16 protein-coding genes are annotated in these 17,434 nt (G+C 55.7%); 4 read left to right on the forward strand and 12 right to left on the reverse strand.

What is annotated here, in order from left to right; translation table 11 throughout:
• Nucleotides 1-81: 81 nt before the first annotated feature.
• Together lptE and leuS are read right to left on the reverse strand one after the other, a co-directional pair.
• A complete protein-coding gene (gene lptE / locus ACIGCM_RS17975; RefSeq protein WP_397503422.1) occupies nucleotides 82-702 on the reverse strand; it encodes an LPS assembly lipoprotein LptE in 621 nt (206 codons plus the stop codon).
• Between the two features lie 57 nt (nucleotides 703-759).
• On the reverse strand, nucleotides 760-3,366 hold the full coding sequence (leuS, locus tag ACIGCM_RS17980; RefSeq protein WP_397503423.1) for a leucine--tRNA ligase: 2,607 nt from the start codon (nucleotides 3,364-3,366) through the stop codon (nucleotides 760-762).
• A 207-nt stretch (nucleotides 3,367-3,573) separates the two neighbouring features.
• Between leuS and ACIGCM_RS17985 the strand changes: the two genes are divergently transcribed.
• Together ACIGCM_RS17985 and ACIGCM_RS17990 are read left to right on the forward strand one after the other, a co-directional pair.
• Complete coding sequence (locus ACIGCM_RS17985) at nucleotides 3,574-4,005, forward strand: hypothetical protein (RefSeq protein WP_397503424.1); 432 nt, start codon at nucleotides 3,574-3,576, stop codon at nucleotides 4,003-4,005.
• Between the two features lie 83 nt (nucleotides 4,006-4,088).
• A complete protein-coding gene (locus ACIGCM_RS17990; RefSeq protein WP_397503425.1) occupies nucleotides 4,089-4,847 on the forward strand; it encodes a YdcF family protein in 759 nt (252 codons plus the stop codon).
• A 44-nt stretch (nucleotides 4,848-4,891) separates the two neighbouring features.
• On the opposite strand, the gene lnt is transcribed toward ACIGCM_RS17990, so the two are convergent.
• From lnt to miaB, 5 genes are all read right to left on the reverse strand, one after another.
• Nucleotides 4,892-6,412 (reverse strand): apolipoprotein N-acyltransferase, encoded by a 1,521-nt coding sequence (lnt, locus tag ACIGCM_RS17995; RefSeq protein WP_397503426.1) that lies wholly within the window; start codon nucleotides 6,410-6,412, stop codon nucleotides 4,892-4,894.
• 119 nt (nucleotides 6,413-6,531) lie between these two features.
• Nucleotides 6,532-7,371, reverse strand: a complete 840-nt coding sequence (locus ACIGCM_RS18000) for an HlyC/CorC family transporter (protein ID WP_397503427.1) — start codon at nucleotides 7,369-7,371, stop codon at nucleotides 6,532-6,534.
• Between the two features lie 6 nt (nucleotides 7,372-7,377).
• Nucleotides 7,378-7,863 carry an rRNA maturation RNase YbeY gene (gene ybeY, locus ACIGCM_RS18005; protein WP_397503428.1) on the reverse strand — a complete coding sequence of 162 codons (486 nt, stop codon included), beginning with the start codon at nucleotides 7,861-7,863 and terminating at the stop codon, nucleotides 7,378-7,380.
• A complete protein-coding gene (locus tag ACIGCM_RS18010) occupies nucleotides 7,856-8,860 on the reverse strand; it encodes a PhoH family protein (protein ID WP_397503429.1) in 1,005 nt (334 codons plus the stop codon). The genes ybeY and ACIGCM_RS18010 overlap by 8 nt, the downstream gene beginning before the upstream one ends.
• Nucleotides 8,861-8,994: 134 nt before the next feature.
• A complete protein-coding gene (miaB, locus tag ACIGCM_RS18015) occupies nucleotides 8,995-10,338 on the reverse strand; it encodes a tRNA (N6-isopentenyl adenosine(37)-C2)-methylthiotransferase MiaB (RefSeq protein WP_397503430.1) in 1,344 nt (447 codons plus the stop codon).
• A gap of 119 nt (nucleotides 10,339-10,457) precedes the next feature.
• Here miaB and ACIGCM_RS18020 point away from each other — a divergent pair, with 119 nt between their 5' ends.
• Nucleotides 10,458-10,781 (forward strand): DUF1820 family protein, encoded by a 324-nt coding sequence (locus ACIGCM_RS18020; RefSeq protein ID WP_397503431.1) that lies wholly within the window; start codon nucleotides 10,458-10,460, stop codon nucleotides 10,779-10,781.
• Nucleotides 10,782-10,828: 47 nt separating this feature from the next.
• Here ACIGCM_RS18020 and ACIGCM_RS18025 read toward each other — a convergent pair whose 3' ends face one another.
• The 5 genes from ACIGCM_RS18025 to ACIGCM_RS18045 all read right to left on the reverse strand — a co-directional run bounded on the left by ACIGCM_RS18025 (nucleotide 10,829) and on the right by ACIGCM_RS18045 (nucleotide 15,062).
• Nucleotides 10,829-11,374 (reverse strand): tetratricopeptide repeat protein, encoded by a 546-nt coding sequence (locus tag ACIGCM_RS18025; protein WP_397503432.1) that lies wholly within the window; start codon nucleotides 11,372-11,374, stop codon nucleotides 10,829-10,831.
• Nucleotides 11,375-11,608: 234 nt separating this feature from the next.
• Nucleotides 11,609-12,271, reverse strand: coding sequence for a DUF6962 family protein (locus tag ACIGCM_RS18030; RefSeq protein WP_397503433.1), 663 nt, complete (start codon nucleotides 12,269-12,271; stop codon nucleotides 11,609-11,611).
• On the reverse strand, nucleotides 12,271-13,560 hold the full coding sequence (hemL, locus tag ACIGCM_RS18035) for a glutamate-1-semialdehyde 2,1-aminomutase (protein ID WP_397503434.1): 1,290 nt from the start codon (nucleotides 13,558-13,560) through the stop codon (nucleotides 12,271-12,273). Before hemL ends, ACIGCM_RS18030 begins: the two co-directional genes overlap by 1 nt.
• A gap of 70 nt (nucleotides 13,561-13,630) precedes the next feature.
• Entirely contained in the window at nucleotides 13,631-14,254 is a 624-nt protein-coding gene (thiE, locus tag ACIGCM_RS18040; protein ID WP_397503435.1) for a thiamine phosphate synthase, read from the reverse strand.
• Nucleotides 14,255-14,267: 13 nt separating this feature from the next.
• Nucleotides 14,268-15,062, reverse strand: a complete 795-nt coding sequence (locus ACIGCM_RS18045; RefSeq protein ID WP_397503436.1) for a bifunctional hydroxymethylpyrimidine kinase/phosphomethylpyrimidine kinase — start codon at nucleotides 15,060-15,062, stop codon at nucleotides 14,268-14,270.
• 313 nt (nucleotides 15,063-15,375) lie between these two features.
• Between ACIGCM_RS18045 and ACIGCM_RS18050 the strand changes: the two genes are divergently transcribed.
• Nucleotides 15,376-17,340: a sensor histidine kinase gene (locus ACIGCM_RS18050; protein ID WP_397503437.1), complete on the forward strand. Its 1,965-nt coding sequence runs from the start codon at nucleotides 15,376-15,378 to the stop codon at nucleotides 17,338-17,340.
• The last annotated feature ends 94 nt before the right edge of the window (nucleotides 17,341-17,434 follow it).

Genomic DNA, 17,434 nt, shown 5'->3' on the forward strand with positions numbered 1-17,434 from the left:
GCCAAATGGCGGATGGCAAAAGCGTCATCCACCCTGCAAAGTAATGGCGGATGAGCTGCCTCCACCGCCTATTAACCTTGATTACTGCGCGGGTATTTCCAGTGGAGACTGCTGTGGCTGAGCGTCTTGACGCTGGCGCTCTGCTTCAGCTGCCTCGGCTGCGGCTTGAGCCTCTGCCTGTGCCTTGGCTTCAGCGGTCTGCAATAAGGCATCCAGTTGGGCAGGCGTGATCAGTTGTAGGCGCAGAACCAGTTGATTGATCAGGTCGCGCCGCATTTCCTGGCGCAGTTGGTTGCTTTCCTGGTCGGAACCGATCAGGTTGTTGCCATCCTGAGTTTGAAAGCTTTGCACTTCAAGCTGGTTGCTCATCAGGACCAGTTGGTCGCTACCACCACGAATTTCGTAGTCGAGGCGAGTGGTCAGCTCGTTTTCTGCGGTTTGCGCAGAGCTGGTGTAGCTGGCCGAGCGTCGGGTTTCTTGCTCGTTGGTCAGTGCTAGCGTGTAGGGTGCACCTGCATGAACCTTGACATTGTTGGTTTCAAGGGTCTCGGTCAATTGCTTGACTGTATCGCCATAGGCGTTACGTGCGGTCACATTGAGTTCATTCAAGGTAAATTGCACGTCGCCGGTGCCACGTAGCTGAAAGCCGCAAGCACTGAGTAGAGCGGTCAGACCGATTAGTAGCAGATTCCGTTTAATCATCTTGTATCCCCTTGGCGAACGTCCCGGCGCGGCGCTGTGCACAGTGCCGGGTTCTAATCAGTTAGCGACGATGTTGACCAGTTTACCCGGTACGACTATCACTTTGCGGATGGTCATGCCTTCGGTGAAGCGCAGCACGTTTTCATTAGCCCGAGCGACCGCTTCGACTTCTTCACGGCTGGCGCTGGCAGGCATTTCAATTTGCCCGCGTAGCTTACCGTTGACCTGAATCACCAGTGTTAGGTTGTCTTGTACCAGCGCCGACTCATCCAGTTGTGGCCAGTTGGCGTCAATGGCTGCGTCTTTGTGGCCAAGTTGCTGCCAGATTTCGTGGCTGATGTGTGGCGTGATAGGGGCCAGCAACAGAACCACAGTTTCCAAGCCTTCCTGCAGCAGGGCACGGTCTTGGTCAGTGGTTTGTGCGGCCTTCTCAAGCACGTTCATCAGGGTCATCACGGCGGCAATGGCGGTGTTGAATTTATGATGCTGGCCAATATCTTGGCTGGCCTGTTTGATTGCCAAATGAATCGCGCGGCGCACTTCTTTCTGCGCATCGCTGAGTTCAGTTTGTGCTGTAGCGCTTGGCAAGCCCGCGTTGACGTGGGTTTGAGCTAAGCGCCAAACGCGACGCATAAAGCGGCTTGCGCCTTCAACACCTGAGTCCGACCACTCCAGGCTCATGTCGGGTGGTGAGGCGAACATCATAAACAGGCGGCAGGTATCGGCACCGTACTGATCGATCATGGCTTGCGGGTCGACGCCGTTGTTTTTCGACTTCGACATCTTCTCGGTGCCACCGATTTCAACAGGCAGGCCATCCGCTTTGAGGTGCGCGGCGATTACTTTGCCTTTGCTGTCATGCTCAATTTCGACATCAGCCGGGTTGAACCAGTCCTTACCGCCATTTTCAGCGATGCGGAAGTAGGTGTCGGCGACGACCATGCCTTGGGTCAGCAGCTTCTTGAATGGCTCGTTAGAGCTGAGCAAACCCTCGTCACGCATCAATTTGTGGAAGAAGCGTGCATAGAGCAAGTGCAGAATCGCGTGTTCGATGCCGCCGATATACTGATCAACCGGTAGCCAGTGATTGGCTGCAGCAGGATCAACCATGCCGCCGGTGTAGTTCGGCGAGGCATAGCGGGCGAAGTACCACGACGACTCAACGAAGGTGTCCATGGTGTCGGTTTCGCGCTTGGCCGGTGCGCCACATTTAGGGCAGCTGCACTCATAGAACTCCGGCATGCGCGCCAGCGGTGAGCCCGCGCCGTCAGGCACGACGTCTTCTGGCAGTACTACTGGTAGCTGGTCTTCTGGTACTGGTACATCGCCACAGCTGTCGCAATGCACGATCGGAATTGGGCAGCCCCAGTAGCGTTGACGGCTGATGCCCCAGTCGCGCAGGCGGAACTGGGTGCGCGACTGCCCCAGCTTTTTCTTCTGCAAGGCAACTTCGATTGCATCGAAAGCCCCGGCAAAGTCGAGTCCATCAAACACGCCTGAATTAATCAGCTCACCATGCTCACCGTAGGCTTCTTGCCAAGGCGCAGCAGTTTCATCGCCTACGCTGGTGCGCACTACGGTTTTGATTGGCAGGTCGTACTTAGTGGCGAACTCAAAATCGCGCTCATCGTGTGCAGGCACAGCCATTACTGCGCCGTCGCCGTAGTGCATCAACACGTAGTTGGCGACCCAGACCGGCAGTTTTTCGCCCGTCAGTGGGTGTTCGACGAACAATGCAGTTGGCAGGCCTTTCTTTTCCTGAGTCGCGATATCGGCCTCGGCAACGCCGCCCCGCTTGCACTCATCAATAAAGGCTTGCAGTTCAGGGTTGCCTTGGGCGGCTTGTGTGGCCAGTGGATGCTCGGCGGCCACTGCAACATAAGTCGCACCCATCAAGGTGTCAGGGCGAGTGGTGAATACTTTCAGTTCGCCGCTGCTGCCGATGCTGGCAACGTCATAGGGGAAGCAGACTTCCATGCCGCGTGATTTGCCAATCCAGTTGCGCTGCATGGTTTTGACCTGTTCAGGCCAACCATCGAGCTCATCAAGACTGCTCAAGAGTTCATCCGCGTAGGCGGTGATCTTGAAGTAGTACATCGGGATTTCGCGCTTTTCGATCAGCGCGCCACTGCGCCAGCCGCGACCGTCGATCACTTGCTCGTTGGCCAAAACGGTCTGGTCAACTGGGTCCCAGTTAACGCTGCCGTTTTTACGGTAGATCACGCCTTTTTCAAACAGGCGAGTGAATAACCACTGCTCCCAACGGTAATAGTCAGGCTTGCAGGTGGTGACTTCACGGGTCCAGTCGATTGCCAGACCCAAGCTTTTCAGCTGAGTCTTCATGTAATCGATGTTTTCGTAGGTCCATTTGGCCGGGGCAACTTTGTTTTTCATGGCGGCGTTTTCAGCCGGCATGCCAAAGGCGTCCCAGCCCATCGGCTGCAGTACATTCTTGCCCTGCATACGCTGGTAGCGGGCAATTACATCACCGATGGTGTAGTTGCGCACGTGACCCATGTGCAGCTTGCCGCTCGGGTAGGGGAACATCGACAGGCAATAGAATGTTTCCTTGCCTGGCTGCTCGCTCACTACAAAGGATTTCTGCGCATCCCACTGGGATTGCGCGGCGGCTTCGATTTCGCGTGGCTGATACTGTTCGTGCATGGCTACTTGCGCTAGGAATAGAGGCTTTGGGGAAACGCCGTAGCATACATGACCCCCGGCAACAGTGGGAAACCCTGATTTCATAATCGCAGGCTTGAAGGGCCATCTATCAGTCAATCTGTCGCCGTTTGTCGCAGCGGCCTGCTGCTTGAATGCAGGCCGCTAAGCTTGCAGTAAGAGTGTGTATGTACCCGGGTGAGGTGCTTGATGGGTGAATTTCAACGGACACAAGCCAGTGCCGGGTTATATGGTCGTTTACTGCAGCGGCTAACGACTGCGCTGGATGATGCGCACAGTGTGCAGGGTCTTGTTGCCACGGAGCAGCAAGAACTGGAGGTGCATGGCTTGACGCAGGCTGAGCTTGGATTGATCAGTGCTTATTTGCAGCGTGATTCAAGTTGGTTGCGGGGTTGGCATGCCGCTGCCGCCGAGTTTTCGGCCATTGAGCGCCATTCACAACGCTCAGTGCAGGTAAAGGTTTCTGCGCGTAAAATGCTGCGGCCAAAGCCTTTGGCGGCCCAACGCGGCCAACTGTGTTGTGCTTTATGTGGTGGCTCGGCTGACTGGCAAGCGCTCGCCGGTGTGCGTGATTGTCGTTACTGCGGTTCAACGCTGTTTCGGGTTGCGGATCGGGGTTGACCATTGGTGCCTGCCTACCCGTTGACGGCAGGCAAGGCGGTTATAGGTTATTTTAGCGGCACCTCTGTTGTTGGAACGACTCAATGCCGCTTCGCTTTTTGATCAAGCAACTGTGCATGCCGCCCGGTGTGCTGTTTATTCTGTTGATCCTCGCATGGTGGTTGCGCAAGCGTGCGCCGCGTATCGCGACCGGGTGTTTTCTGTGCGGAGCAGGTGGGCTCTATGTGATGAGCTTGCCCGTGGCAGTTGAGTGGGTCGCGCAGCAAGTCGAAACGGAGCCAGCACTCAGTGCCGCTCAAGTTGGCCAACTGGCGCAGACTGCCGACGCCATCGTCGTGCTGGGCGCCGGGCGTGATCAGGGGGATGCTGCTTGGGGAGAGGATCAACCCAGCGCATTGGCCATAGAACGCCTGCGATATGCCTCAAGATTGGCCAAGGCTTCAGGGTTGCCCGTGTTGATAACCGGGGGCCTGCATTTTGGTCAGCCGCCGAGCGAAGCGGCAATGATGGCTAAAGTCCTGGCAGAGGATTTTTCGGTCGCCACTCGCTGGCAGGAGTCGCAGAGCCGCACCACTTGGGAAAATGCCCTGTTCAGTCGTCAAATCCTTGAACCGGAGCGGATCAATCGCGTGGTGTTGGTGACCCAGGCCTTCCATATGGCGCGTTCACGCTGGAGTTTTGAGCAGGTTGGTTTTCAGGTGGTGTCCGCGCCTGTGGGGTCGCTGGCTAGCCAGGATGCGCGGCCCGATGGAGGCTGGTTGCCAGACGGCAAGGCCTTTATGCGAAGTGTTTGGCTGATCAACGAGGTGATAGGGCGGGTTGCCTATCGACTCTTCTATTAAGCCGCCCTGTGCCTGGCGCAGGGCGGTGTGCGAGTAGTCGCCGGTTAAACGGTCTTGGCCATGCGGCCGGCCAGCAATGCCCAGCCAAACAGCAGGGCGCAGACGATAATCAATGGCCATGAACGGAACTGCAGGTAAGGTGTTAGCTGCTGCATTGGCTGCACGCTGCCATAGAGCAGGCCGCGTTTGAACTGTGGCAACTGGGCGGTGATCTTGCCCATGGGGTCGATCAGCACGGTCATGCCATTGTTGGTGGTGCGAATCATCCAGCGACCGGCCTCAAGGGCGCGCATTTGCGCCATCTGCAAATGTTGCAGCGGGCCGATTGAGTCACCGAACCAGGCGTCATTGCTCACCGTAAGCAATAGGTCGCTCTTGGCCGCAAGGCCTGCGGCAAACTCGGGGTAAACGACTTCGTAGCAGATTAACGTGGCGATTCTGTAGCCTTTTGCTTCAAGCAGGGGCTGGTCAGCGTCGCCACGGGCAAAGTCTGACATTGGCAGGTTGAAAAAGGCGATCAGCCCGCGCAGGACTTCTTGCAACGGCACATATTCGCCAAATGGCACCAACTTTTGCTTGAGGTAGTCGCCGCTGCCTTGGCCCAGCACCGTCACCCCATTGTAATAGCGCATCTCGCCCGCTTTATTCGGCTGGCGGATCGGTACGCCGGTAATCAGCGCACTTTTACGCTCACTGGCAAAGTTATCCATGCTGCTCAGGTAGCCCAGCGCTTGGTCTTTGAGTACGGGGACTGCGGTTTCCGGCCAGATCACTAAGTCAGTTGGCTTGGCATTCAAGGTCAGGTCGCGATACAGCTTAAGCTGGGCCTCCAGCTTGGCTGGATCCCATTTCATGCTTTGTTCAATATTGCCCTGGATCGATAAAACAGTTTGCGGCTGGCCGGCAGGCTTGGTCCAGGCGTAGCCATTTAGAACTAGGCAGCTCAGCCAGGGGGCAGCCAGTAGCACTGCTGCGGCGGCTAAAAAAGCAGGGCGCTTGCGCAGCGCGTAGAGGTTGACGACCAAGGCTGCGGTGAGTGCCAAGACAAAAGAGATCAGCCACACGCCACCGACCGGAGCGAGCCCGGTGAGGGGGCCGTCGAGTTGGCTGTAGCCTGCGTAAAGCCAAGGGAAACCGGTCAGGAACCAGCCACGGAAAGCCTCTTGCGCAACCCACAGCGCGGCAAACGCCAGGGCGTCAGCCAGCGGCGCTTCAGGGCGGCGTATCCAGCGTGCCCAGAGGAAGGCGGGCAGTGCGAAAAACAAGCCAAGGCCCATGACAAAGCCGAGTGTCAGCAGGCCTGCAAGCAGGGGCGATGCGTCACCGAAGGTATGAATACTGACATAGACCCAGCTTGTGCCAGCGGCGAACAGGCCAAAGCCGTAGCACCAGCCGCGCCCAGCGGCTTTGCGCGGTGACAGGTCGCGCAAGCCAAGGTAAAGCAGTGCGATGGACAGCAGCGCTAGTGGCCAGATATCAAAGGGTGCAAGTGCAAAAGTGGTAATGGCACCTGCAGCCATGCTAATCAGGTTACCTAGCCAACCCGGGCGGGTGATCCAGCGCATGTTAAATCCTAGACGATAAAAGACCGCAGGAGGCTATAGGTAAGCGCCCATGTTCGGCAAGTTTGCAGTGCTAATTGTTGCCCGGCTGAGCCAGTGAGCGGGCTCAGCCGGGTTGTGCATCAGCCCACCAGAGGGGTCAGGCGCAGCAAGTGCACGCGGCGACTGTCGGCGTTGAGGATGCGGAAGCGAAAGCCGCCGATCTCGGTGACTTCGTTGCGTTTTGGCAGGTGACCAAAGGCGCTCATGACTAAGCCGCCAACGGTGTCGAACTCATCATCGGAGAAGTCGGTGCCAAAGGATTCATTGAAGTTTTCGATTGGGGTCAGCGCCTTGACCAGAAAATCACCGCTTGGCAATGGTTTGACGTAGCTGTCTTCTTCAACGTCATGCTCGTCTTCAATGTCGCCGACGATCTGCTCAAGCACATCTTCAATGGTCACCAGACCTGCGACGCCGCCGTATTCGTCAATCACCACCGCCATGTGGTTGTGATTGGCGCGGAACTCGCGCAGCAGCACATTGAGGCGCTTGGACTCCGGAACAAAAGTCGCTGGGCGCAGCAAGTCTTTGATGTTGAAGCTCTGTTGCTCATCTTGCAGAATCAATGGCAGCAGATCCTTGGCAAGCAAAATGCCGATCACGTCATCAAGGCTTTCGCCCACCACCGGGTAGCGCGAGTGTGCCGCCTCGATAATCGACGGCAGAAACTCTTTCGGAGTTTGCGTCGCTTTGATGCTGATCATCTGTGAACGTGGAACCATAATGTCGCGAACTTGCAGGTCAGCTACCTGAATAGCACCTTCAACGATGGCCAGCGCCTCGCTATCCAGTAGCTTATTCTGGTGCGCTTCGCGCAGGACTTCCAGCAGTTCTTGACGGTTTTTCGGCTCGTGAGCAAAAGCCTGTGTCAGCTTATTCAGCCATGACTTTTGCTCGTTGCTCGATCGGTCTTCGCTCATGGGGTTTTACTCAGGATCCTTGCTTGTGATTAATTGTTCGTCGTCGGCATAGGGGTCGGGATGACCCAGCTCGGCGAGCAGTGTACGTTCTAATGCTTCCATTTCTTCAGCTTCTGCATCCTCTATATGGTCGTAACCAAGAAGGTGCAAGCAGCCGTGAATCACCAGATGAGCCCAATGGGCCGTCAGGCTTTTATCTTGCTCTATTGCTTCGCGCGCAACGACGGGCGCGCAGATGACCAAGTCGCCCAGCAGCGGGATGTCGAGCATTTCATCGGGCACATCAGCCGGGAACGAGAGCACGTTGGTGGCGTATTCGCGTTGACGGTAAGTGTGGTTGAGCTCAAGCCCTTCTGCTTCATCGACCAGGCGTATGGTCAGTTCAGAGTCGGCCGTTCGCTGGCGCAAGGCTATTGCGCACCAGTCGCGAAATTGTGCTTCGCTGGGTAAGTCACTGGCATCGCTGGCGACTTGTAAGTCCAACTCAAGCATCGCGGTTGTCCTGCCCGTTTGCAGGCTTGCTTTGTGCGCGTTCTTCAAAGCGCTCATAGGCTTCAACAATACGTTGGACCAAGGGGTGGCGGACCACGTCTTTGGGCTTGAAATGGGTGAAGCTGATGCCGGGCACGTCACGCAATACATCGATTACGTGAGTCAGGCCTGACTTGGTGCCTCGCGGTAAGTCAACCTGAGTAATGTCACCGGTGATCACCGCTGTAGAGCCAAAGCCGATTCGGGTCAGGAACATCTTCATTTGCTCAAGCGTGGTGTTCTGGCTTTCATCGAGGATGATGAAGCTATTGTTCAGCGTACGACCGCGCATGTAGGCGAGGGGGGCCACTTCGATCACTTGTTTTTCGATCAGTCGGGCGACGTGTTCAAAACCAAGCATCTCATATAGCGCGTCATAGAGCGGGCGCAGATAGGGGTCGATTTTCTGTGACAGATCGCCAGGTAGGAAGCCAAGCTTCTCGCCCGCTTCAACCGCCGGGCGCACCAGCAGAATTCGGCGGATCTGCTCGCGCTCCAGCGCGTCAACAGCGCAGGCCACGGCCAAATAGGTCTTACCGGTACCCGCAGGTCCAATGCCGAAATTGATGTCGTGCTCAAGTATCGATTTAACGTAGGCCTGTTGATTGGCGCCGCGTGGTCGGATCATGCCTTTGCGTGTGCGCAGGGCAATGTTGGATTCGACCGTCGAGTTCTTGAGTTCCTCGATACCAGACTCCTGCAGGAACAGGTGCACCATGTCAGGTGAGAGTTCAGTGCTTTTCGCTTCACGGTAGAGGCGACGCAGCAACTGTTCTGCTGCGCGGGTTTGTTCGCTATCGCCAATCAATTCGAACTGATTGCCGCGGTTGCGAATTTCGATCTCGAGGCGTTGTTCAATCAGGCGCAGGTTTTCGTCAAATTGCCCGCACAGATTGGCGAAGCGATTAGCTTCGAAAGGCTCGAGGATGAAATGATGTGGCTCTGTCTGTGTATTCAAAATAATAAGATGGCCGCCAGTCGGCAGGGGTAGTTGAGCAAGAATAGCCTTAGCTGTTCGCGCATGAAAGCAGGAACAGCATAGGCTTTAGTTCAGTATGCGCGAAACACCCTGATTTGCTGGGCTGCACGGGTTTATTCAGCACCTGAATCGGTGATTAAGCTGCCCCGCAGCGCATAAGATTGGGCGCTGTCGATCATTACGTCGACAAATTGGCCAATCAGGCTTGGGTTATCGCAGCGGAAATTGACCACGCGGTTGCTCTCGGTGCGACCCTGTAACATGCCAGGGTCTTTCCTTGAGTAATCGCTGACCAGAATGCGCTGAACGCTACCGACCATGCGTCGCGTATTGGCAGCGCCGATTTGATTAATGCGGTCTTGCAGGATCTTCAGGCGCTGCTTTTTCAGCTCTTCTGGTGTGTCATCGGGCAGGTCCGCTGCAGGCGTGCCGGGGCGTGAGCTGTAGACGAATGAAAATGAGAAGTCGAAACCGACGTCCTCAATCAATTTCATCGTTTGCTCGAAGTCTTTTTCAGTCTCGCCGGGGAAACCGATAATAAAGTCGGAGCTGATCAGGATCTCAGGCACTACGGCTTTGAGCTTGCGAATTCGCGACTTGAACTCAAGCGCGGTGTGGTTGCGCTTCATCGCAGCAAGTATTCGGTCAGAGCCGGACTGCACGGGCAGGTGCAGGTATTTGACCAGCTCTGGAATGTCTGCATGCGCCTGAATCAGCGCGTCGGAGAACTCCAGCGGGTGCGAGGTCATATAGCGAATGCGGTCAATGCCGTCGATCGCCGCGACCGCATAGAGCAGTTCGGCAAAGTCAGCGATTTGGCCATTGCCCGTATCACCACGATAACCGTTGACGTTTTGCCCAAGCAGCGTCACTTCACGCACGCCGTTTTCAGCAAGGTGAAGGATCTCGCTCAGTACATCGGCCATCGGGCGGCTGACTTCTTCGCCCCGGGTATAGGGCACAACGCAGAATGTGCAGTACTTGCTGCAGCCTTCCATCACCGAGACATAGGCGGTGGGACCATCAATGCGTGGTTCTGGCAGACGGTCGAACTTTTCGATCTCAGGGAAGGACACATCAACTTGCGGCAGTTTGGTGATGCGCGCAGCATCAATCATTTCGGGGAGTCGGTGCAGGGTTTGCGGGCCAAAAACCACGTCGACATAAGGCGCACGGTCGCGAATGGCTGCACCTTCCTGGCTGGCGACACAGCCGCCAACGCCGATGACCAGGTCTGGATTGCTGATTTTCAGTTCACGCCAGCGGCCCAGCTGGGAATATACCTTGTCTTGCGCCCGCTCGCGGATGGAGCAGGTGTTGAGCAGAATCAGGTCCGCATCTTCGGCGCGTTCGGTGATTTCCACGGCTTGATGTTCGCCCAAAAGATCGACCATGCGCGAGCTGTCGTACTCGTTCATCTGGCAGCCGTGGGTTTCGATATAAAGCTTCTTACTCATGCGGGCTCAAAGGGTGATTCGAAGAACCGCACATTATAAGCCCCAAGTGCTTCTGTTCCTAGCTTTGCTGCATGCTATGATTCGCGCCCGTTATTCTATGGCCCGACTAAACTGCCTCTATGAGCAAGCGCGAACCTATTTATAAAGTGATTTTTCTCAATCAGGGTCAGGTGTACGAAATGTATGCCAAGCAGATCTTTCAAAGTGATCTGTGGGGCTTTCTGGAGGTGGAGGAGTTTGTCTTTGGTGAGCGAACTCAAGTCGTGGTCGACCCCAGCGAAGAAAAGCTCAAAGCGCAGTTCGATGGTGTCGTGCGCAGTTTTGTACCGATGCACTCGATTATTCGAATTGATGAAGTCGAGCGTTTAGGTACGCCGAAGATCAGCGAAGCCAAGGGTGGCGGTAATGTAATGCCGTTCCCAATGCCAATGCCGGAGAAGTAAGTACTTGCGGCTAAACAGGCTACTGTTCTTAGTCGCCTGTTTGGCGTTTACGGCAGCGGATTGAAAGGCGTTATATGCTCGGCTGTTTGCAATTCTTGTAAGTAATTGCGGAAAATCTGCCCCAGCACCTGATTGGAAATTTCCAATTCATTGCGCTGCATTTTCTCGGCAATCAGGTCGGCGCTGTCCATGGCTTCATCCGAGCCATTGACCGCAGCCATTTTCAGGACGATAAAGGCCTGAATATTATTCGCCTGCACCCCTTCGCCACGGAAAAACATCATGCCCAGGCGGTATTGCGCTTGGGCGTGGCCTTTTAGTGAGGCTTGTTCAAACCAGTTGAGCGCTTGTTCCAGGTCTTGAGGCGCACGTTTGCCGTCGTAATAGAACTCGCCCAGCTCATACGCAGCTTGCGGATCGCCAGTTTTGGCAGAGGTCAGGCACGCGTTGAGTGCGTCCGGGAGTTCTTCAGGGGCGGTGTTCAGTGAGCATCTTCCTGTCGCCGGTATGAGCAGCGAGTTACCGCCCGCATTAGCGAGTAAAGGCAGAAGCAGCAGGCAGCCCAGTGAAAGGGCGCGGCCGGTGCGGTTCATGAAAATCCTTGTTCCTCGCATTGCTGTACGACTAATAGATGACCCGCAAAACGTGGCGGGTGTCACATTATGAAATAAGCAGCACTGTTCTTACAAAGTTTATCGTAAATAGCTGTAACTAAGCGGCTTCAAGTCAGTCCGGGGTAATAGTGGATGGCATTAATAGCAGGTTAGAAGTTGCTATTTAATCTATATAAATCAATTGTTTAAGCGATGCACAAAGTTTCAGAACAGCTAATTGGCCATCTTGCTGGTTTCTTCGCCCACTGCTGTTGAGACCCCTTTGTGCCCCGGCAGTTTCAATATTAGCCAAGCGAGCAGCGGATAGGCAGGCGTCAGCAGTAGGTGAAACAGGTCCACGCGGCGCACGACGCCTATGTATCCGTGGGTGCCTACAGCGAGGCCTGCAATTACAAACAATCCAACTGCGGTGGCTGCTGCAAGCATGGGTGCTTTGTTGGGGTGCTGAACGAAACCCGCGTAGAGCAATAGCGCCAAGGTCATGAGGTTGAGCAGTAAGCGGTACTCATCAAGTTGATTGAGTTGACGAGCCAGTTCGAAAAAGGTGCACAGGCCAAGGACTATTCGGCCCCAGTTTGCCCGGCTCCATACTTGGCTGCGGCTCAACGCCAGTGCTGCGCAACCCATTAGTGGCAGGCCGAGGTAAGTGCTGGCCTGAGTCAGCCAGAGGTGGGTGCCTTGCCAGCTTGGGTCCAAGCCATAGCGTACGCTGCCACAAACAGCTGCAGCGGCGGTCAGGCCGAAGCCGAGTAGAGCGCAAAACAAGGCGGGCTGATCACCTTCGTGGTAACGCGCCCGGGCCTTGCTAATCAACAATGTGCTGGCAATGCAGGCCAGCGCCAGCAATGCATCACTGGCGGCAGTGGTGTATTGCATCAAGCTTTAGTCATCTCGGCGAAGGCATGCTCAGCCGCATCAAGGGTAATCTTCAGCTCCGCATCACCCAGTGCAATGGAGGTGAACCCGGCTTCGAATGCACTTGGCGCGAGGTATACACCGCCTTTGAGCATCAGATGGAAGAATTGCTTGAAGCGATTGCTATCGCTGCTCATCACATCTTCAAAACTGCTGATGCTCTTGCGTTCGGTGAAGTACAGGCCAAACATGCCGCCCGCTTGAGTGGTGGTGAAGGCGATGCCAGCAGCGTCTGCACGTTCTTGCAGACCTTGCAGCAGGCGGGAGGTGTAATCGCTTAGCTCGGCGTGGAAGCCGGGGCGGCTGATCAGGCGCAGGGTGGTCAGGCCAGCGGCCATGGCCAGTGGGTTGCCTGACAAGGTGCCCGCTTGGTAAACCGGGCCCAGTGGCGCGATGTGGCTCATGATTGTGCGTTTACCGCCGAAGCAGCCAACTGGCATGCCGCCACCGATAATTTTGCCGAAGGTCGACAGGTCAGGGGTGACGCCGTAATGCGCCTGAGCACCGCCGAGGGCGACGCGGAAGCCAGTCATCACTTCGTCGAAAATCAGTACCACGCCATGTTTGTCGCACTGCTCGCGCAGGCCTTCGAGAAAGCCGGGGACTGGCGGTACGCAGTTCATGTTGCCCGCAACCGGCTCAACGATGATGCAGGCAACCTCGCTGCCGACTTCGCTCAGGCACTTGGCCACGGCGTCGATGTCATTGAACGGCAGGGTCAGGGTGTGCTTGGCAAAGGCTTCGGGTACGCCAGGCGAGCTGGGGACGCCGAGGGTCAGCGCACCTGATCCCGCTTTGACCAGAAGGCTGTCTGAGTGGCCGTGGTAGCAACCTTCGAATTTGATGATCGAGTCGCGTCCCGTGAAACCCCGGGCCAGACGAATGGCGCTCATGGTGGCCTCAGTGCCGGAGCTGACCATGCGCACCATTTCCATGGAAGGCACGATGCTGCACACCTGATCGGCCATTTCGGTTTCCATGGCAGTCGGTGCACCATAGGACAAACCGTGTTCCAACTGCTTGCGCACAGCATCAAGTACTTCTGGGTGGCTGTGGCCAAGGATCATCGGCCCCCATGAGCCAACGTAGTCAACATAGCGCTTGTCATCTTCGTCAGTGACATAAGCACCCGCCGCGTGCTTGAAGAACAATGGCGTGCCGCCCACACTTTTAAATGCGCGAACCGGTGAGTTGACGCCGCCCGGAATGTGTTTTTGGGCGTTGGCAAATAGGGTTTCTGAACGTGACATCGGGAGCCTCTCAAAGTCTGTGCAGAGTGGTTAGGCTCTGCAAAATTTAATCTGTGGTTAACCTGTTCAGTTAGCTAAAAAGCGCACTAAAGGCGCGGGCGCGGCGCTCGACCTCATCTGCGGAGTCAGCAGCAAACAACCCGTGAATGACCGCAACCATGCTGGCGCCAGCGGCGATCAGCTGAGGGGCGTTTTCGAGGGTTATGCCGCCAATCGCTACGATCGGCAGGTTGAAACGGCTTTTCGCTTGATTAAGCAGCTCGACAGTCGCTGCGGGTGCGCCAGGTTTGGTGTTGGAATTGAAAAAGCGGCCAAAAGCGATATAGCTGGCACCTTCGTCGTTAGCGCGCTGCGCCAGATCAAGTTCGGCATGGCAGGTGCCGCCAATGATTGCATTGCGGCCCAGCAGGGCACGTGCGACTGCCAGCGAGCCGTCACTCTGACCCAGATGCAGGCCAACACCCAAACGTGCCGCGAGCTCTGCGTCATCATTGATGATCAGGGCTGCGCCGTAGCGGTTGCACAACTCGCGTAGGGCTTCGGCTTCACGCAGGCGTCGCGCTTCATCATTGGATTTGTCGCGGTACTGCAGGAGTTTGGCACCGCCTTTAAGCGCGGCTTCGACATAGGGCAGCAGCTTGCCACCTGCCAACAGCTGGCTGTCGGTGATGGCGTAGAGACCGCGCAGCTTCATCAGTTGATCTCCATCAGAATCCGTCCAGCGGTAAGCGCCGTGGAATAAATTGGCCCTGGCCCGGTTGTTCTGCATCACGCAGGGTGCGCCAGGTGTAATCGAGCGAGGTGCGTACGGCGCTGACCAATTCTTCGCCAATTGCTAGACGACCCGCCAGGGTGCTGGCCAAGGTGCAGCCGGAACCGTGGTAACTGCCAGGCAGGCGCTGACACGTAAATGTATGGTGGCTGCCGTCACGTGAGTAAAGGCGATTGTGCACTTCGTGCTCGTCACCATGACCGCCGGTGATCAGTAAATGCTCAATAAATGGCAGTAATTTAGCTGCACATTCATCGGCGCTGCCCTCTGGTAATTCGGCCAAGATGCGCGCTTCGGGCAAGTTTGGCGTAGCAATGGTTGACGCTGGGAAGAGCTTCTCGCGCATGGCGAAGCCAACCTCATCCTTGCCCAGAGCACCGCCGCCACCTGCTCGCAACACTGGGTCGCAGACCAGCGGGATACCTGGCAGCTTGTTACGGATCTGCAGTACGGTTTCGACCATCTCGACCGAGCCGAGCATGCCCAGCTTGATCGCCTCAACAGGCAGGTCAGCGATAACGGCATTGGCTTGGGCCAGTACCCATTCGCGATCAAGCACGCGGAAGTCGGAAACGTTGACAGTGTCCTGAACGGTCAATGCGGTCACAGTAGGTGCAGCGTGACAGCCCTGAGCGAGCAGCGCTTCGATATCAGCCTGTAAACCGGCACCACCGCTTGGGTCGTGTCCAGACAGGCAAAGTACAACTGGGCGAGAAGTAGGCGTTTTCATGGTGCGCGAGCTTATCATTAAATCACTGATTTTGGCCTGCAACATGATTGTCCCGCGCTAGAGCGATTGGCTATTTTCAAACAGCTGCTTTTAACGCTGGAGGGGCGTCCGGGTACCCGGTTGAAGGCTCGGGCGAGAAGGGCGCAAGTAAATTTATGGATATTTTGTGCGAGGGTTGCTTATTGCAGGTTTTAGCCTGTGATATCGTGTCGTTAATTCGAATAAACAGGCATGCCTGACGGCGTCACATAAGTGAGTTGGGGCTCGCGGACGCAGTTGAAAATTGTCGGTCATCACGTTTTCGCGGGGCTGAATGCGCACCATTTTGATCCTGTTGCTTGCTGTCTGGCCGCTATTGGCTGGAGCCGTGACATTTGATGAACATACGCGATCAGTAGACTTGGGTCGCGTCAGCTATGTGCTTGAGGACGCAAGTGGTACAGCCACTATCGATCAAGTCTCGTCGGCCGATTATGCGCCGCGTTTTAAACACCAACCTGAAGACATACTCAATGCTGGCTATTCGCGTTCGGCATTTTGGCTGCGTGTCGATCTGGATTACAGCCCCCGGCAACTGTCAGGCGAACGACGTTGGTTGTTAGAGCTTGCCTATCCGCCTCTTGATCACCTCGCGCTATACATCGATAACGGCCAAGGTGGCTTTGATTTACAGCGCACCACTGGCGATGCGTTGCCCTACGACTCGCGCGAAATCAAAAACAATAACTATCTGTTTGAGCTGGAGTTGCAGCCCAATCAGCCCCGCCGAGTGTATTTGCGTTTGCAGAGCCAGGGTTCTATTCAGGCGCCGTTGAAGCTGTGGGCAGCGAATGCCTACATTGAAAGCCAGCCGATGCGTATCTATGTGCTGGGCATCATCTACGGCGTGCTGCTGGGGATGATAATTTACAACCTGTTTATCTACCTCAGCGTGCGTGACACCAGTTACCTGTATTACATCTTGTATATCGCCTCGTTCGGCCTTTATCAGGTGTCAGTCAACGGTGCCGGGATTGCCTACTTCTGGCCGAGTAGTCCATGGTGGGCGAATGCCGCCACACCGTTTTTGATTGGTTCTGCGACCTTATTCGGCACCCAGTTTGCGCGTAGCTTTTTGCAGACAGCGCTGCAAGGCAAATGGCTCGATCGCTCACTGCTGACGGTGATGGCTGGGGCCGCGCTGGTGATGGTTTTGGCCTTGACTGCAAGCTATGCACTGTCTTTGCGCTTAGCCACTTATCTTGCTCTGATCTTTACCTTGGCGGTCTTTTGCGCAGGGCTAAGCGCTTGGTTTAGCGGCATGCGGGTTGCGCGGTACTTTATCTTCGCATGGTCGGCGTTTCTGCTCGGCGGCATCCTTAATACGCTGATGGTTCTGGGCTTTTTGCCGAACATGTTTATCACCATGTATGCCAGCCAGATTGGTTCTGCGCTTGAGGTGGCATTGTTGTCTTTGGCATTGGCTGACCGAATCAACATCCTTAAGGAAGAGCGCACCGCGATTTTGCAATCAGCCCGGCGTGAGCTGGAGTCGCTTAATCAGGCCTTGGCCAACAACAACCGTCTAAAAGATGAGTTTCTGGCCACCATTAGTCACGAATTACGCACGCCAATGAATGGGGTGATTGGCTCTTTGGATTTGCTCCAGAGTGTTCGTCTCGATCATGAGATGGAGCAGTACCGCGCCATGGCATCGGGATCGGCGCAAGAGATGATGCACATGATCAACAACATCCTGACCCTGACAGAGTTGCAGGCAGGCAGGTTGTATCCGTTGTGCGAGCCTTTTAGCTTGAGAGGGTTGATCGATTCGCTCAGTGCCCAGTACATGCCTCTGGCGCAGGCCAAAGGCTTGGAGTTTGTAGTTGAGTACGATGAAGGCTTAGCTGATGAGCTTGAAGGTGATTTGGTTAAACTTCGCTTAAGTATCGATATCCTCCTGGATAATGCGATTAAGTTTACGGATAAGGGCTGTGTGACCTTACGTATTAACCCACAGGCTAATACGCAGCAAGGTGTGCCGCTATGCATTGATGTGATCGACACAGGTGCTGGCTTTAATCAGGCCAATAATCACGCTTTATACCAATGCTTCCAGCAACTGGATGGCTCCATGACTCGGCGCTTTGGCGGTTTAGGCATTGGCTTGGCCATCTGTCGGCAAATGGTCGCGCTCTTGGGTGGCGAGCTAAGCCATAAGTCGCAGCCGGGTCAGGGCAGTCACTTCAAGCTCAATGTTCACTTGGCGCTTGCCGGTACGCTCGCGGCTAAACCCTAGGCGGCCAACACTAAGCTCGACTGCTATGGTTCTGCAAAAAACTGAATGTTCGCGGTCGGCCAAGATGGATGGCAAGGTGCGTGAATATCTTTAT

Source organism: Pseudomonas sp. NPDC078700 (assembly GCF_044542375.1).
Taxonomy (GTDB): domain Bacteria; phylum Pseudomonadota; class Gammaproteobacteria; order Pseudomonadales; family Pseudomonadaceae; genus Aquipseudomonas.

What these genes read in the sequence shown, in the direction of transcription:
- lptE (WP_397503422.1), bottom strand. Translation starts at nt 702, where the DNA reads ATGATTAAACGGAATCTGCTACTAATCGGTCTGACCGCTCTACTCAGT.
- leuS (WP_397503423.1), bottom strand. Translation starts at nt 3,366, where the DNA reads ATGCACGAACAGTATCAGCCACGCGAAATCGAAGCCGCCGCGCAATCC.
- ACIGCM_RS17985 (WP_397503424.1), top strand. Translation starts at nt 3,574, where the DNA reads ATGGGTGAATTTCAACGGACACAAGCCAGTGCCGGGTTATATGGTCGT.
- ACIGCM_RS17990 (WP_397503425.1), top strand. Translation starts at nt 4,089, where the DNA reads ATGCCGCTTCGCTTTTTGATCAAGCAACTGTGCATGCCGCCCGGTGTG.
- lnt (WP_397503426.1), bottom strand. Translation starts at nt 6,412, where the DNA reads ATGCGCTGGATCACCCGCCCGGGTTGGCTAGGTAACCTGATTAGCATG.
- ACIGCM_RS18000 (WP_397503427.1), bottom strand. Translation starts at nt 7,371, where the DNA reads ATGAGCGAAGACCGATCGAGCAACGAGCAAAAGTCATGGCTGAATAAG.
- ybeY (WP_397503428.1), bottom strand. Translation starts at nt 7,863, where the DNA reads ATGCTTGAGTTGGACTTACAAGTCGCCAGCGATGCCAGTGACTTACCC.
- miaB (WP_397503430.1), bottom strand. Translation starts at nt 10,338, where the DNA reads ATGAGTAAGAAGCTTTATATCGAAACCCACGGCTGCCAGATGAACGAG.
- ACIGCM_RS18020 (WP_397503431.1), top strand. Translation starts at nt 10,458, where the DNA reads ATGAGCAAGCGCGAACCTATTTATAAAGTGATTTTTCTCAATCAGGGT.
- ACIGCM_RS18025 (WP_397503432.1), bottom strand. Translation starts at nt 11,374, where the DNA reads ATGAACCGCACCGGCCGCGCCCTTTCACTGGGCTGCCTGCTGCTTCTG.
- ACIGCM_RS18030 (WP_397503433.1), bottom strand. Translation starts at nt 12,271, where the DNA reads ATGCAATACACCACTGCCGCCAGTGATGCATTGCTGGCGCTGGCCTGC.
- hemL (WP_397503434.1), bottom strand. Translation starts at nt 13,560, where the DNA reads ATGTCACGTTCAGAAACCCTATTTGCCAACGCCCAAAAACACATTCCG.
- thiE (WP_397503435.1), bottom strand. Translation starts at nt 14,254, where the DNA reads ATGAAGCTGCGCGGTCTCTACGCCATCACCGACAGCCAGCTGTTGGCA.
- ACIGCM_RS18045 (WP_397503436.1), bottom strand. Translation starts at nt 15,062, where the DNA reads ATGAAAACGCCTACTTCTCGCCCAGTTGTACTTTGCCTGTCTGGACAC.
- ACIGCM_RS18050 (WP_397503437.1), top strand. Translation starts at nt 15,376, where the DNA reads ATGCGCACCATTTTGATCCTGTTGCTTGCTGTCTGGCCGCTATTGGCT.